Consider the following 15,454-nt stretch of genomic DNA (forward strand, 5'->3'; position numbering starts at 1 on the left):
TTGGTCACCCGCCCGCCGCGCTCCGCAACGGCGGCACATCGACGCGCGCTTCCACGGATGGCATGGCGGTCTCGGGCGTGTAGCGCACACAGCGGTTGCGGCCGTCTGCCTTGGCCTGGTACAACGCCCGGTCCGCGCGCTGCACGAGCGACGAGAGTTCGCCGCGCGAACGTTCTTCACAGGCGATCCCGATACTGACGGTCGCCGCCACCGGCTCGCCTTGCACCGTGCGTGCCGCGCGCTCGAACGCTTCACGCACACGCTCGGCGATTGCCTGCGCTTCGGACGCGCCCACGCCCGGCAGGAACAGTGCGAATTCCTCGCCGCCGTAGCGGCCGAAAATGTCGTCGGCGCGCAGTTGCTGTGCGGCCGTGCGGGCGAACAACCGCAGCACGGCGTCACCGAACGGATGACCGTAGGTATCGTTGATTCGCTTGAAGTGATCCAGATCGAGCAGCAACAGCGCGACCGGCGCGCCATGCCGACGGATCTGCTCGCGCGCGCGGCGCGTAAACTCCGGCCGATTGAAGGTCTGTGTCAGACCGTCGCGCGTGGCGGCACGATGCAAGGCGATTTCGGAGCGCTCCTTGCCGAGCGAAACCATGAGAAAGCTCGCCACCACGATCAACACCAGCATTTCGGTCGTCGAGACCTGTGGGCCGAACCACGCGAGGAAAACCGGATCCGACGCACCGAGCCACACCAGTGCCACGGCGCGTGCCGTATAGAATCCGCCATGCAGGACAGCCACGACCGCCAATACCGCACTGCTCGGCAGGCGCAGGCCCGAGGCCTGCCAGAACTCTCTGGCCGCCATCAGGCTGTAGCAGGCCAGCAGCGCGTAGAACAGTACCCCGCCGCTCCAGGCATCGAGCGGACGCGCGAACAGCCAGGTCCCCCACAACAGCACCGCCGGACCGCCGAATACGGCCACCCACTGCACGTCGCGCGCGTAGAAGCGTCGTGCACCGCTCCATACCATGGCGAACGCGAGCGTCGCCACGGCATTGCCCAGCGGATACAGGATGGCAAGCCGTGAACTTCGCGCGGCGAGCAGATAGAGCACGGGAGAAAAGGTGGCGAGCAGAAATGCCAGGCTCCACCATCGCGGGGATTCGGCCTCATCGCGACGCAACGCGTCGAGCATGAAGAGAATGCCTGTGGCGATACTCAACAGGAAGGTCACGAACTGCAGTGTCGGCAGATCCAATGCCGGCAACGACAAACCAAGAGCCATGGCTCCGTCCCCCGTACGCATCGGCGATCGACGAGCTGAACAGCCCTCGGCGCGATGCGCAGTTTGAAGTGCGGGGAATGAGAACCATTCTGAAAAATCAGCGCTTGCGTGTGCTGGATGGAATGTCTGGCAGTAACTCGCGCACCGTGTGCGGTGCACCGTCTGGCCGCCCCGGTCCGGCCATCGGTTTCTCCTGGAATCCGGCACCTCGTGCCCCAGCGCACGTCGTCCCTGCACACCCGGTTCAGAGGTGCCGTAACGCGCGATGTCCGAATTCCGGGAATCGGTCCTGCCCCATACCCATGCGGCGGGATTCTAGCACGTCGATTTGAGAGGGCAACCGGTCGACCAAATGATCGGATGGTTGGACGAAGCAAGGCCCGGGGCTGCGGGGCCCTACATCTCCTGGCGGCGCCGCGCGGACAACGCACCCGCCGTCTGGATGACGAGATCGGCGAAGCGGCGCTCGTCGCGCCCGGCGTTCCAGCGCACGCGCGGCACGGCGATGTTGATCGCCCCGATGGCACGGCCGTCCTGATTGACGACAGCCGCCGCAGTCGAAATATCGCCCATGAAGAACTCGTCTTCCGTATGGGCGTAGCCCTGCTTGCGAATTCTGGCCAAACGCTCCTTGATCTTGCGCGGTTGCGCGACAGTCGCCGGCGTGAACTGCACGAGGTTCGTGCGCGACAGGATGTCGTCGATCTCGGCATCGTCCAGTGTGGCAAGCATCGCCAGCCCGGGCGCCGTGCAGTAGGCCGGCAGGCGCGATCCGACGATGACGTTGGCATTGAACACACTGCGACTCACGATGCGCAGCACGAATACGATGTCGGTATCGAGGCGCACCGTGAGGTTCGTCGCCTCTTCCGTCTCGGCCGCCAGTTGCTGGAGATAAGGTGCCGCACGGCTCACCAACTCATTGGACACGAGGTAGTGGTACGTGAAGTCGAGCAACTTCGGCGAGAGTTCGTACTTTTTGCTCTGCGGATCCTTGAGCAGATAACCCAGCGCCGAGAGCGTGAACGTGAAACGCTGCGCCGCGCTGATGTCGAAGCCCGTAGCCGCCGCAATCTCGGACAGCGAGAGGTGCCGCTTCGAGCCGTCGAACGCCGTGAGCACCTTCATCGCCTTTTCCACCGACTGGACGTAAAGCGTGGATTCGGTGGACGCGGCAGCCGCCGTCTCGGCGGCAGCGGCCGCTTTGACGCGGGTGCGGGGGGTCTTAGTGGTGGCCACGGTTGATATCGGATTGAGGCGATTGAGGCAAATAGAGACGAATTATCTCATAAAAATAACCATCTATTTTTATACGATAAACCTGAAATCCTTGCTGTCATCGTTACCGACGCCTCGGCTGTCGCGCCCCCCCCCTCCCCCCGGCTTGCACCTGCTCAACGATTCTACTTTGTCGACGACAACGCCCAAGCGCCTGCCGTCTCGCGCGACAAAAGGTGCTTCCGAATCCGCTCCGACGGCGTGGTCTCGAACCGCAACGCCTCGCGATAGTAGCGCGGCCGCTGGTAACTCGCGAGTTTGTCCGCCGCCCACGCCGATAACTCGTGCCAATCGACGGCCTCGCCCGCACGGAACTGGACGTACAGCATGACGTCCTGCTCGCCGATCTCGCTGTCGACCCCCACGGCCGCGCACGCCGCCACCGCCGGATGCCGCGCGAACACCCGCTCGATCTCCCACGCCGAGACATTCTCCCCGCGCACACGCATGCTGTCCGTGCGACGGCCGATGAAGACCAGACTGCCATCGGCATTGCGCCGCGCGCTGTCGCCCGTGTACAGCTTGCCGCCCCGCAAGGCCTTCGCTGTTGCCTCCGGATTGTCGAGATAACCCGGCAGGAATACCCCTTCCACGTCGCTCGACAATACGATTTCGCCCGGCTCGCCGTCGGCGACAGGCTGCCCCGCATCGTCGAGCAGTTCGACGGTGAGCCACGGCAAAGCCCGGCCGATGGAGCCCGGCACGTCGGCGTCGTTCAGCGTGGCAAAGCTCGAGCATTCGGTCATGCCGTAACACTCGCGCAAGGCGCACTGCAGACGCTCGCGCGTCGCTTGCCAGGCGCTTGCCGACACGCCCGCCCCCCACGCCACGCGCAGCGAATTCCGTACCGGCTGCGACTCGCGCGGCAATTGCATCAGGATGTCGAGAATGCCGCCAAGATAGTGCAGATGCGTAGCCTGCGCCTGCTCGCACTGCTGCCAGAAGCGGCTCGCAGAGAAGCGCTCCACGATGTGCATCTCGAGGTCAGCGAGAAACGGCAGCAAGAGCATCTGAGCCCCGCCGATATGGCACAGCGGCTCCCACAAGAACAGGCGGTCGCCATCGTGAGCATCGGCCACGCGCAACGCGGCTTCGCTCGCGATGCGCATCATTCGATGGGTGAACAACACACCCTTGGGGGCCCCCGTCGTGCCGGAGGTGTAAATGATACAAAGCACCGAAGCCGGCGTGAGCGCCGCCGCGACCGGCTGCGCACCGTGGTATTCGCCCGCCTGCGCCATCACGTCCGCGAGCCAGTGACGCACCACCCTCGTGCCGTGATGGTCTGCCTGCTGGGCCGCCAGCGCAATCCCGGCATCAAGCACATCGCCGAACGACGGTTCGGCGATGAGCAACCGGGGCTTGGCATGGCCGAGCAGGTATTCGATCCCGTCGCCCTTCAGGCGCGTATTGACGGGCACCCACACCAGACCGGACAGCATGAGCGCGTAGATCAATGCGACCTGCGCCGAACTGTTACCGAGCATGACGGCCACGCGATCGCCGGGCACGAGCCCCTGCGCCGCCAGCCAGGCCTGCATGGCCCCCACACGCGCGGCCATCTGCGCGCGGTCGATGGCCTCGCCCTCGAACACGACGACCGGCTTGGCGCAAACGCCGCGCAGGCCCGCCATGAGCAGGGGCGCGACGTCGAGCCGATCGCCCTCGGCCCGATGCGGAAAATAACGCGTGAAGGCGTGAGGGGCCGGATGAGAGGTCGGGTGGGAGGCCGGATTTGAGGCGGAACCCGCCCCCTGACGCGAATCTGACATCGACTGCGCGCCTGCCGGCGCGCATCGGGCAACGTTGGACTTGGACATTCGGTAATCCGCGGATATCAATAGCTTTTACGTTTGAAGATGGAAGACAGCCATACGATGAACACCATCAGGAAGACCAGCGATGTCGCCACGGCCGCCAGCGTCGGCGTGACCGCGAGCTGGATGTCGTCCCACATCTGCTTGGGCAGCGTGGTGTTGATGCCGCCGGAAACGAAGATGGCGATGGTCAGGTCGTCGAATGACACGATGAAGGCGAACAGGAACGCCGACCCGAGGCTCGCGGCAAGCAATGGCAGGAGCACGGTGCGAACCCGGGTGAAGGCCGACGCGCCGAGCATCTTGGCGGCATCGTCCAGACGCCAGTCGAAGCGCTTGAAGCTCGCGCTGAGCGTGACCACCACGTAGGGAATGGCCAACACGGTGTGGCCGATGACAAGCCCTGCGTTGGTGCCCGCCAGCTCCCAGCGGGCGAACAGATACAGCAGGCCGACGGCCACCACGATGCGCGGCACGATCAGCGGGGCAATGAATACGGCGAACAGCGGCTTGCGCCAGCGTGACGGCAGACGTACCAGCGCGAGGCTGGCGCCGAAGCCGAGCACCAGCGCGAGGGCCGCGGTCGCAAAACCCACGCCGAGCGAGCGCAGCAACGCCGCCTGCCACACGCTCGACTCGAGGAATGCGACGAACCACTTCATCGTGAACAACTGGGGCGGAAATGCCACGAACGACTGCTTCGTGAACGCCAGCGGCACGATGAACGCGATCGGCAAGACGAGCGCGAGCACCACGGCCCACGTGTAGGCCTTGAGCCCGAAGCCGCCATCGGCGCGTTCACGACCACGCGAGAATGAGAAGCGGCCCGCGAGACGCCCGATGGCAATGAGTGCGGGCAGCATGCGCCCCCCTGCCCCGGCGCGTCGCTCGGGCGCTTCGCCAGCGAGCGACGACAGCCCGACCACGCGGTCGTACACGTAGAACACGACGATGGAGCACAGCAGCAGCACGGTCGAGAGCGCACCGGCGAAGCGCAGGTCGAACAGCTCCAGCACCGAGGAGATGACGAGCTGCGCCACCATGGATTCGCGCGGCGAGCCGAGCAGCGCAGGCACGATGAAGAAGCCCAGACTGGAGATGAATACGAGCAGCCCGGCCGCCGCCGCGCCGGCACCCGACAGCGGCAGGAACACGGTGAAGAAGCCGGTCGCGCGATCTGCGCCGAGCGTCTGTGCGGCCTGAACGAGCTGCATGTTGATGCCGCGCATGATGGGCAGCATCGTCATAACCGCGAGCGGCAGCATGGCGTGCACCATGCCGATGAGCACGCCGGTGAGGGACGGTGCGAGCGTACCCGCACTGTCGATCAGCCCCAGATGGGTTGCCACGACGGTGAGCAATCCGGTCTTGGACAACAGCAACATCCAGGCGTAGGTCTTGACGAGATAACTCGTCCAGAACGGCAGCACGATCCAAAGCAACCAGCGCTCGCGCGAACGCGCCGAGAGCCGCGCGAGCAGATAGGCCACCGGATAGCCCAGCAGTACCGAAAGCGCAGCCGTCAGAAAGGCAATCCAGAATGTCGAGGCCAGCACTTTGACGTAGACGACCGAGTGCGTCATGCGCGCGAACTGCGCGACCGAGAGCACGCCGTCGGCATCGTAGAGCCCGCCTTGCAGGATCTCGACGACCGGCACGATGAAGAACACCGCAAGAAACAGCAACGCGGGCACCGCCGGCAACCACCGGGCCAGGTGCTGCGGCCAGGCAATACGGGGCCCCGCCTGAGGCAGGCGTTGAACAAGCCACATGACAAATACTCCTGAAGCGGATGACTGGGCGTCGATTACAGCGATGCGTCGTGACGCGTCGTGGTGCGTGATGGCGCGCCGTGATGCCGGCGGGCCGACTCAGCGCGTGAGCAACGTCGCGCGCCCGTGGTCCCACGCCAGCCCGACCTGCTCGCCGACGCGCGGCGTGAGCTCGCGCGGACAACGCACGGTGAATTCGGCAACGCCGTCGGCCTGCATGTCCGTCGTTCCCAGCGACACGATGGCGCGCGTGTCCGAGCCGAGGAATACGACTTCGCGAATCGTGCCGGCCAGCGCGCCCGCCTCGGGCGATGTCAGTCTCGCGGCCTCGGGACGCACCAGCAGACTGGCGTTGCCGGCGGCCGGCAGATCCGGGCTCGGGCCGATGGGCACCAGACGGCTGCCCACGCGCAGCGCCACACGACCGTCGGCCAGTCGCTCGACCACGCCGTCGAGCAGATTGGAATGACCGAGAAAGTCGGCGGCAAAACGCGTCGCCGGCCGGTCGTACAACTGCGCCGGCGTGCCGATCTGTTCGATGCGGGCCTGGTTCATGAGGCAGATGCGGTCTGACAGCGTGAGCGCTTCGTCCTGATCGTGCGTGACGTAAATGAACGTCGCACCCAGCTCCTGATGCAACCGCCGGATTTCCAGTTGCATGTGCTCGCGCAGCTTCTTGTCGAGTGCGCCGAGCGGCTCGTCGAGCAGGATGATCGAGGGACGGAAGGCGAAGCATCGCGCCAGCGCGATGCGCTGCTGCTGGCCGCCCGAAAGCTCCGAGGGCAAGCGCTGTGCGAAGGCCTGCATCTTCACCATCGCGAGCGCCGCATCGACAGCCGGCGCGAGTTCGGCGCGCGGCAGCTTGCGCATGCGCAGGCCGTAGGCCACGTTGTCCCACACGGTCATGTGGGGAAACAGCGCGTAGCTCTGGAAGACCATCCCGATGCCACGTTTGCCCGGCGCGTCGTGCGTGGCGTCGCGTCCGTCGATCAGCAATTGGCCGGCGCTGGGCTCGACCAGCCCCGAGATCATTTGCAGCAGCGTGGTCTTGCCCGAGCCGGACGGCCCGAGCAAGGTAAGGAATTCTCCGGCCGCGACCCGCAGGTCGGTCGGCAGGAGCGCGGGGGTCTCGCGATACGTCTTGGCAAGCCCGATGGTTTCCAGTTTGGTACTCATGTCTCGACTCATCCTGCTCTGTGGCTCCGACGGTTTACGACAACAGCCAGGCGTTGAAGCGCTCGGTGGCCTTCGTGCGGTTCTCGGCCCACCACTGCGGGCTCGGCAAACGCATGCCCTTCAGGTTGGCCGGCGCGGTGGGCAACAGCGGTACGCGATCTTTCGGAATGCCGTCGAACGCCTTCAGGTTGGTCGGACCGTACGCGAGGTCCTGCGTAATGAGCGCCTGACGCGCCGGATCGCCGCAGAAGCGCACGAACTGCTTCGCGAATTCGGCACGCGGGGTGCCCTTCGGAATGCCCCACCCCTCAATGGAATACAGCCCCTGGTTCCACACGATCTTCACCGGCGCCTTGTTGTCGATGGCCGCCTGCGCGCGACCGTTCCACGTCGACATCATGTCCACGTCGCCGCTCTGGATGGCCTGCATGGCCTGGGCGCCGGACGTCCACCAGAGATTGATGTGCGGCTTGATCCTGTCGAGCGACTTGAACGCGCGGTCGAGATCGAGGGGGTACAGCTTGTCGATGGGCACCCCGTCGGCCATGAGCGCCTGTTCGAGCGTGTCGAGCGGACTGCGACGCAGCGAGCGGCGGCCGGGGAAGCGCTTCACGTCCCAGAAGTCGGCCCAGGTCTGCGGCGCTTCCTTGGGGAACTTGTCGGTGCGATACGCCAGCACGGTCGAATACACGTCGACACCGAGCCAGTCGGGCGTGACGGCCTCGGGCATGATCCCTGGGAAGTCGGCGGCCTTCATGCCGACGGGCTCGAGAAAGCCCTTCGACTCGAGATACGGAATGTCGGCGGAGAGCGTGAGTGTCGTCACGTCCCACACGAAGTTCTTCGTCTGCACCATGGCGGCAAACTGCGCCACCGGCTGCGAATCACGCGCCACACTCACCACCTTGATGCCGGTGGCCTTCTCGAACGGGTCGTAGAACGCACGGCGGTAAGCCGAGGTGTACGGCCCCCCCGGGTCGGAGACGATCAACTGGCGCGCCTGCGCGAAGGCGGTGCGCGAGGCGGCCAGCGGCAAGGCGGTGGCCAGCGCGGTGGCGCCAGCCATTTGCATCAGACGGCGGCGGGACGGATTGTGCGGGTCATGCGAGTGGGACATGGGGAAACTCCGCTAGCGTGTGGACAGACGCGGCGCGCTTGTCCTGTTCTGGTGACCGCCCGGTCTCACGCGAAGCGAGACGAGGCGGTGGGCATCGTCAGACGGTACCGGCCGCGGCTCAGGCCTTGACCGCCTCGGCCTTGGCCGCGCGCTTGGCAAAGAATGCCGCCATCATGCGCGCCGGCTCGCCCGACTCGTACGACTCGCGCTGGATGCGCATGCCGGCTTCGATGGCGTCCTGGAACGTGGCTTCGGTCATTTCGCGGAAGCGTTGCTTGTCCAGGCGCATCGCCACCGGCGGCTTTTCCGCCAGCTCCGAGGCAATCTCCATGGCCTTTTCGAACACCTTGTCCTCCGGCACGAGGTGATGGATGAGCCCGAGGCGATGACACTCCTCGGCATCCATCAGCCGACCGGTGAGCGTGAGCTCGATCGTGCGCGACAGACCCAGCATGTGATTCATGATCCACGGGCCGGTGGTACTGGCGATCCCGGCGTTGATCTCCGGTTGTCCCATGCGCACGCCCGGGTGTCCCACGCGAATGTCGCCGAGCAGCGAGACCTGGAACGCCGACCCCGCGGCGGTGCCGTTCAGCGCCATGACCAGCGGCTTCTTCAGGCTGCGGATCACGTCGTAGTAATGCTCCCAGCCCTTGATCCATTCGATCGCGGTGTCGCCATCGAAGTGCTTGGCTTCGGCCAGATCCTGACCGGCCGAGAACGCGCGCCCGGCGCCGGTCATGATCACGGCCGCCACGTTGTCATCGGCGTTGAATCGCTCCAGCGCGGCGATGATCAGCTCGCGCATGGCGATGGTCCAGGCGTTGAGCGCCTGCGGACGATTCAATGTGATCACGGCGACCTTGCCGACCTGCGTGAACAGCACTTCCTGCTCGGTTTGCTTACCTGTCTCGCTCATTTCAACTCCAAGGACCCGCACGCGTGACCTCACACGTGCATTGAGAAGGCGACGATGCGACCGATGCACCCCGGGAGGTACGGCTCGATGCACCTTCGACGATTTATCGCTAAACAGTTATCTCAGTGCAATAACTGTTATTTGACTGAAATATAGTTATTTCAAAAAAATGGCGCAAGTCGAATCGCTTCAGGGTTTACCTCATGGGGTTGCACCTTCGACGGCCAGGGACGCATGGGGCCAGGCAAGGTGCTTCGCGTGCCCTGCGTTCGATGGACGAAAAAAAAGCAGCCCATCAGGGCTGCTTTTTCGTCTTGCTGCGTGGCCGCCGCGGAACGCGGCCGACGGTTCAGCGCACTTCTTTCTGCTTGCGCATGCGACGTATTGCCTGCAACTGGGCGACCGCCTCGGCCAGCTCCGCCTGCGCCTTGGCATAGTCGATATCGCCCGACTGCTGTTCGAGCAGTGCCTGGGCCTCCTCGCGGGCGCGTTCGGCACGGGCGTGATCGAGACTGTCGGCGCGCATCGCTGTGTCGGCCAGCACGGTCACACGATCCGGCTGAATTTCGACGAAGCCCCCCGCGATATACAGATAGGTCTCGCTGCCGTCGGCGGCCTCGATGCGCACCGTCCCCGGCCGCACGCCGGTGAGTAGCGGCGTGTGTCCGGGGAGCACCCCAAGTTCACCCTGTGCGCCGGGGACTTCCACGAAACGCGCTTCGCCTGAAAAAATCGAGCGCTCGGTACTGACTACATCCACCATGAGCAATGCCATGTATTTCTCTTCTCCCTGCGATGACGCAAATCTGTCGGTGATTTCGCCTGCATCGCGAAACGCGTCGGCGCATCGTTGGCGCGACGGATCCGGCGAACGGGGTGCGGCAGCCGCCGCAGTCCCGGACGTTACAACGTACGCGGCGGCGCCACGCTCAGGTCGGCAGCCATTTTCATCAGCGACTCCCAGATCGGGAGTGTCAGATCGACATGATCGTGATGCTTCCTGCGATTCTCCGCTTCGTACTCGCCCGGATACTGCACCCGGTCGAAGCCCGGTTGCGGCGGACACGATGTCAGATAGTCGATGAACGCCTCGACCTCGTGCGAGCGCCAGGTCGCCGCGAAGTCGACTTGCGGGTTGAGCACGATGGCGAACATGTTGTTCGTCGCCACGCCCGCACGCGGATGTTCCGGCTGGATCGTGCCACCCCCGGAGAGCACGCCCGCGAGCAGTTCCGTCACGATCCCCAGCGCATAACCTTTGTGTCCGCCGAACGGCAGTAGCGCACCAAAGGGTTCGGTGAACAACGCACTCGGATCGGTCGACGGGTTACCGTAGCCGTCGATGAGCGCCCCCGGCGGCGCCTGCCTGCCTTCGGCGGCCAGCACTCTCGCCTTGTTGATCGCGATTGCGCTGGTTGCCATGTCCACCACCAGCGGCGCACGGTTGTTGGGCAACGGGCCCGCAAAGCAAAGCGGATTGGTCGTGAGCCGCGGCTCGGAGCCACCGTACGGCGCCACCATCGGCTGACGGTTCGTGACGTTCGTGAACGCCATGAACACCAGCCCCTGGTGCGCGCACATCTCGCCGTACTGGCCCATGCGGCCCAGGTGATGGCTGTTGCGCAACGTGAGAATCGCCACGCCCTTGTCGAACGCACGCGCAATGGCGCGCTCCAGCACGACCTTGCCCACGTGCTGCCCGAAGCCGCGATTTCCCTCGTACAGCAGCAGGTTGCCGTGGTCGGTCAGCACGCTCGGGCGTCCGATCGGATTGACCTGGCCGTCCTCGAGCACCTTCCGGTAGGTCGGCAGGATCGAGAGTCCATGGCTCGCGTAGCCCACCCGGTCGGACTCCACCAGGTGCTGCGCGACGTCGACCGCAATGTCCTCGGGTACACCTTGCGCGAGCAGCAGTCGTTGGCCGAACTCGACGGCATCTTTCAACGGGATTCGCATATCGCCTCCTTGCGCTTCGGCGCCGGTCACAACCAGCCCAGCCAGCGCCAGTAAGTTGCTGCGAAGGCCAGCAGCAATACGTAGCCCACCAGGGTGATCACGATCCCCACGCGCGCGAACTGCTTCGCCGTGAAGGTATCGGTCCCGAGACACACCATGTTCTGCGGCGCATTGATCGGCAGGATGAAACCGAAGCTCACGGTGAAACCGAGCAGCATCGTCATGCCCAGCCGGTTGAAGTCGCCCGGCAATGTTTGCAGCACCGAGATCAGGATCGGCAGCATCGCGGACGTCAACGCCGTCGCGCTGGCGAAGCCGAGGTGAATCAGGATGAGGAAACCGGCGAGAATCGCGAAGACCCACAGCGTGGAGAGCGAATCCAATCCGGTGGCGGCGACCACGTGGTTGCCCAGCCACTGCCCTGCCTGCGTGGTCAGCAGCGCGGTGCCCAGACTGATCCCCACGCCGAACACGATCACCGTGCCCCAGGGAATGCGCGTCTGTACCTCCTTCCAGGTCATCACGCCGAATCGCGGCAGCATCAGCACCACGAGACCGACATAGGTCACCGAAGTGGTATCGAAGCGGTGCAGCTTGCCCTCGGTCGCCCAGAACAGCAGCAGGCCGATCGACACGGCGAGCAGGCGCTTCTGGGCGCTCGTCATCGGGCCCATTTCACGCAACTGCGCTTCCACGGCCTCCTTGCCGCCGGCAATGGCGTCGGCTTCCGGGGGCATCAGCTTGAGCACGAGCACGACGAGCACGATCGACATGATGATCGCCCACGGCGCGCCGGCGACCAGCCACTCGGCCCACGTGATGCGATCGCCGAGCATTTTGTCCATGAACCCGACGGTCAGCAGGTTCTGTGCCGCCGCGGTCTGAATCCCCACGTTCCAGATACTCGTGGCCTGCGCGACGATGATCATGATGCCGGCGGCGATGTTCGAACGCTTGTCCACGCCGAAGGCGGCAATCACGCCCATCATGATCGGCACCACACACGCGCTGCGGGCGGTCGCGCTGGGCACCACGAGCGAGAGGAGGATCGTCACGGCGATGGCCCCGACCATGACGCGTCGGGTGCTCGTGCCGATTCTTGACAGCGTGACCAGTGCGATGCGGCGGTCGAGCCCGGTGAGCGTCATGGCCGCCGCAATGAACAAGGCGCCGGCCACGAGCGCGAGCGCGGAGTTCGAGAAGCCCGCGAGCGCCATGCTGATCGCGCGCGAGGTCCCGTACTCGACACCGGGATCCTGGATCGTGGGCGCCGTGCCCACGAGAAACGCCATCAGCGAAGTGATGATGATGGCGCTGGCTTCGTACGATACGGCTTCCGTAATCCATACCACCACGGCAAACGCGAGAATCGCGAGCATGCGATGACCCGCGACCGGAAGGTCGTCGGGCATGGGAATGAGGAGCACCGCGATCATCACGATGACACCGGCAATCAATCCGATGGGAATCGCTTTCTTCTGGGGAGGGGTTTGCACAGTCACGTCAGGCGTGCTCATAGGGGGCTCCGGAACGGAATGGCATGCCGGCAGCTGGCATGTCTTGAGGAAAGGCCACGCTTGAACTGCGGGTTAATCCTAACCGCATTGATCTTGGCGAGGCAAGCGCGAGAGAAAGTACGGGAGCGCGACGCGGCCCGGCAGACCGCCGCACATGCCAGGCACGCGGCGATGGGTCATGCGGGAGAGGTATCCGGCAGACGTGCGTACGGCGCCGGACCAACGCGCGGAACAACGACTCAGGACGGCCTAGAAACGCAGTCCGAAGTATTCGGGCGAGCCGATGAAGAGTTGTGTGCTGAGGATGGGATTGGACAACGCACGATGCCAGACGGTCTGGTACAGGCCGGTCAGCCCGGCACGAGGCCCGGTGATCGCACCGTCCGTTGCGCCCGCGACACCGGCGCTGCCAATCGTGTGCCCGAGCGTGCTGCCATTCACGATGATCGGTTCGGACGCCCACGCCCCCGCTTCCTCGAACACGTCGCGCCAGGGCGCCGGCGCGGCGCCGGCAATGGCTGCGGGAGGGGAACCCGGTGGGGCGAAGGCCGGCGCTCGGGCCGCACGCTTCACGCGCGCGGCCCGCGACGGCCGGGTGCCGTGCCGGGCGCTGGCCGACGTGGTCTTCTTGCCTGCCGAAATCCCCGAACGCACGCCGGGGTCCGGCAGATTCGCGGCATGTGCCGATGCCGGAATCCAGAAGCCACACGCGATCGTCAGCGCCACCATGGCACCCATCAGACGGGAGAGCGACTTTGTCATGACATCCTCGTGTGCCGGCGGTGCGTTCCGCCTGTCTTGCGATGGACGACGCAACTTTCGGGCCACGAGCGGCAACTTGTTGATTCTTATGCACTTCCAATTTCACCATTCGCGCAACACCGAGCGTATTCCCGAGAAGTGTTTCATTTCAGAAACGTCCGGCCGTCGCGCGTGACCCGGCGGCGACACCTCGTGAACGGCCTCGTGGGCCGCGCATCCCGTGCGCCGACGGCGTCCTGTTCGACTTTCGACGTCTCCGATTGTCGACTTGCGTTTCATCTGACGCATTGATGTGAGTCAACAAAAATGTACGACCGTGCGAAAACACCGATTGACGAAAGCATGTGGATCCATGTGTCCCCGTAGGGGCAACATCCGACGCGGCTTCGGACAGATCCGAAAGCGCGATGCGCCTGCCACGCGGGGCCCGCGTCTCTGGCACAATCGGTCAACGTCATCAGCGACCCACATTGCGGCACCTCGGATTGCTTCGAGGCCCGACATATGTGTCGCAGACCTTCAGGAGTCAGCAATGCCCCAGTTCGATGTGGATCTGTTCGTGATCGGTGCCGGTTCGGGCGGCGTGCGCGCCGCGCGTGTTGCCGCGCAATATGGTGCCCGCGTGAAAGTGGCGGAGGAATTTCGCGTCGGCGGCACCTGCGTCATTCGGGGTTGCGTGCCGAAAAAGCTACTCGTCTACGCGAGCCGCTTTGCCGACGAATTCGAGGACGCTGCCGGCTATGGCTGGCAAGTGCCGCCGCCGCGCTTCGACTGGAGCACCCTCATCGCCCGCAAGGACAGCGAGATCGCACGACTGGAGAACATCTATCGCACCAATCTCGAACGTGCGGGCGCGGCGCTCGTCGAGGCGCGCGCCGTGGTGGAGGGGCCGAATACGGTCGTGCTGCCGGCCACGGGCGAGCGCATCACCGCACGCCACATCCTGATCGCCACCGGCGGCAAACCGGCCGATCAACCGCACTTCGTCGGCCGGGAGCATGCGATTTCATCCAATGAGGTGTTTCATCTGGAATCGCTGCCTGAGCGCATCACGATCATTGGCGGCGGCTATATCGCGCTGGAATTCGCGGGTGTGTTCGCCGGCCTCGGCTCGAAGGTCACGCTGGTGCACCGTGGCCCTCACCTGCTGCGCGGCTTCGACGAAGAAGTTCGCACCTCGCTCGAAGCCGCCTATCGCGAGCGCGGGATCGACGTGCTGCTCGAACGCACGATCGAGCGCGCGGACAAATCGCACGACGGCCTGAAAATCACCCTGTCCGATCGCAGCACGCATGTCACCGATGTACTCCTGAGCGCCGCCGGCCGCGTGCCCTATACACAGGGATTGGGATTGGCCGCGAGCGGCGTCGCACTCAACGACAAGGGAGCGGTCATCGTCGACGAGTTCTCGCGCACCAACGTGCCCTCGATCTTCGCCGTGGGCGACGTCACCGACCGGGTCAATCTCACGCCGATGGCGATCCGCGAAGGTCAGGCGTTTGCCGATACGGTATTCGGCGAACGCCCCACTCGCGTCGATCACAGGCTGATTCCGACGGCGGTGTTCAGCACGCCCGAGATCGGCGTCGTTGGGCTGACCGAGAGCGAAGCACGCGCGCTCCATCCACAGCTCAAGGTCTACAAGGCGTCGTTCCGTCCGCTCAAGGCCACACTCTCGGGCCGCACGGAGAAAACGCTGATGAAGCTGCTCGTGGACGGAGCGACAGACAAGATCGTTGGGGCGCACATGGTGGGTGACCATGCGGGCGAACAAGTCCAGTTGCTCGGCGTGGCATTGTCGATGGGCGCCACAAAGGCCGATTTCGACCGCACGCTCGCCGTGCACCCCACGGCCGCGGAGGAATGGGTCACCATGCGCACGCCCGTGGCCTGACGTGCCGTC

Annotated in this window: 12 protein-coding genes; 1 reads left to right on the forward strand and 11 read right to left on the reverse strand. The window is 64.9% G+C overall.

The features are described 5' to 3' along the window. Positions 1-4: 4 nt before the first annotated feature. The 11 genes from LV28_RS36725 to LV28_RS36775 all read right to left on the reverse strand — a co-directional run bounded on the left by LV28_RS36725 (position 5) and on the right by LV28_RS36775 (position 13,551). Complete coding sequence (locus LV28_RS36725) at positions 5-1,237, reverse strand: GGDEF domain-containing protein (protein WP_023596131.1); 1,233 nt, start codon at positions 1,235-1,237, stop codon at positions 5-7. A gap of 396 nt (positions 1,238-1,633) precedes the next feature. After that, positions 1,634-2,476, reverse strand: a complete 843-nt coding sequence (locus LV28_RS36730) for an IclR family transcriptional regulator (RefSeq protein WP_024788687.1) — start codon at positions 2,474-2,476, stop codon at positions 1,634-1,636. A gap of 164 nt (positions 2,477-2,640) precedes the next feature. Then, positions 2,641-4,335 carry an AMP-binding protein gene (locus tag LV28_RS36735; protein ID WP_081326883.1) on the reverse strand — a complete coding sequence of 565 codons (1,695 nt, stop codon included), beginning with the start codon at positions 4,333-4,335 and terminating at the stop codon, positions 2,641-2,643. A gap of 17 nt (positions 4,336-4,352) precedes the next feature. Then, positions 4,353-6,104, reverse strand: a complete 1,752-nt coding sequence (locus LV28_RS36740; RefSeq protein WP_023596134.1) for an ABC transporter permease subunit — start codon at positions 6,102-6,104, stop codon at positions 4,353-4,355. A gap of 99 nt (positions 6,105-6,203) precedes the next feature. Further along, on the reverse strand, positions 6,204-7,280 hold the full coding sequence (locus tag LV28_RS36745) for an ABC transporter ATP-binding protein (RefSeq protein ID WP_023596135.1): 1,077 nt from the start codon (positions 7,278-7,280) through the stop codon (positions 6,204-6,206). A gap of 34 nt (positions 7,281-7,314) precedes the next feature. Continuing rightward, a complete protein-coding gene (locus LV28_RS36750; protein ID WP_023596136.1) occupies positions 7,315-8,397 on the reverse strand; it encodes an ABC transporter substrate-binding protein in 1,083 nt (360 codons plus the stop codon). 118 nt (positions 8,398-8,515) lie between these two features. Further along, positions 8,516-9,316 carry an enoyl-CoA hydratase/isomerase family protein gene (locus LV28_RS36755; protein WP_023596137.1) on the reverse strand — a complete coding sequence of 267 codons (801 nt, stop codon included), beginning with the start codon at positions 9,314-9,316 and terminating at the stop codon, positions 8,516-8,518. Between the two features lie 349 nt (positions 9,317-9,665). Further along, complete coding sequence (locus LV28_RS36760) at positions 9,666-10,091, reverse strand: F0F1 ATP synthase subunit epsilon (RefSeq protein ID WP_023596138.1); 426 nt, start codon at positions 10,089-10,091, stop codon at positions 9,666-9,668. Between the two features lie 128 nt (positions 10,092-10,219). Next, on the reverse strand, positions 10,220-11,272 hold the full coding sequence (locus LV28_RS36765; protein WP_023596139.1) for an Ldh family oxidoreductase: 1,053 nt from the start codon (positions 11,270-11,272) through the stop codon (positions 10,220-10,222). A 26-nt stretch (positions 11,273-11,298) separates the two neighbouring features. Beyond that, positions 11,299-12,789, reverse strand: coding sequence for a DASS family sodium-coupled anion symporter (locus LV28_RS36770; protein WP_023596140.1), 1,491 nt, complete (start codon positions 12,787-12,789; stop codon positions 11,299-11,301). A 249-nt stretch (positions 12,790-13,038) separates the two neighbouring features. After that, on the reverse strand, positions 13,039-13,551 hold the full coding sequence (locus LV28_RS36775) for a hypothetical protein (protein ID WP_038617392.1): 513 nt from the start codon (positions 13,549-13,551) through the stop codon (positions 13,039-13,041). A 532-nt stretch (positions 13,552-14,083) separates the two neighbouring features. Here LV28_RS36775 and gor point away from each other — a divergent pair. Then, the gene (gor, locus tag LV28_RS36780; protein ID WP_023596142.1) at positions 14,084-15,445 is read left to right on the forward strand and encodes a glutathione-disulfide reductase; all 1,362 of its coding nucleotides are present in this window, start codon (positions 14,084-14,086) and stop codon (positions 15,443-15,445) included. Positions 15,446-15,454: the final 9 nt, after the last annotated feature.

The sequence above is a fragment of the Pandoraea pnomenusa genome, assembly GCF_000767615.3.
GTDB lineage: Bacteria > Pseudomonadota > Gammaproteobacteria > Burkholderiales > Burkholderiaceae > Pandoraea > Pandoraea pnomenusa.

Excerpts from the sequence above, each read along its gene's own strand:
- LV28_RS36725 (WP_023596131.1), bottom strand. The coding sequence starts at position 1,237 with ATGGCTCTTGGTTTGTCGTTGCCGGCATTGGATCTGCCGACACTGCAG.
- LV28_RS36735 (WP_081326883.1), bottom strand. The coding sequence starts at position 4,335 with ATGTCCAAGTCCAACGTTGCCCGATGCGCGCCGGCAGGCGCGCAGTCG.
- LV28_RS36740 (WP_023596134.1), bottom strand. The coding sequence starts at position 6,104 with ATGTGGCTTGTTCAACGCCTGCCTCAGGCGGGGCCCCGTATTGCCTGG.
- LV28_RS36745 (WP_023596135.1), bottom strand. The coding sequence starts at position 7,280 with ATGAGTACCAAACTGGAAACCATCGGGCTTGCCAAGACGTATCGCGAG.
- LV28_RS36750 (WP_023596136.1), bottom strand. The coding sequence starts at position 8,397 with ATGTCCCACTCGCATGACCCGCACAATCCGTCCCGCCGCCGTCTGATG.
- LV28_RS36755 (WP_023596137.1), bottom strand. The coding sequence starts at position 9,316 with ATGAGCGAGACAGGTAAGCAAACCGAGCAGGAAGTGCTGTTCACGCAG.
- LV28_RS36760 (WP_023596138.1), bottom strand. The coding sequence starts at position 10,091 with ATGGCATTGCTCATGGTGGATGTAGTCAGTACCGAGCGCTCGATTTTT.
- LV28_RS36765 (WP_023596139.1), bottom strand. The coding sequence starts at position 11,272 with ATGCGAATCCCGTTGAAAGATGCCGTCGAGTTCGGCCAACGACTGCTG.
- LV28_RS36770 (WP_023596140.1), bottom strand. The coding sequence starts at position 12,789 with ATGAGCACGCCTGACGTGACTGTGCAAACCCCTCCCCAGAAGAAAGCG.
- LV28_RS36775 (WP_038617392.1), bottom strand. The coding sequence starts at position 13,551 with ATGACAAAGTCGCTCTCCCGTCTGATGGGTGCCATGGTGGCGCTGACG.
- gor (WP_023596142.1), top strand. The coding sequence starts at position 14,084 with ATGCCCCAGTTCGATGTGGATCTGTTCGTGATCGGTGCCGGTTCGGGC.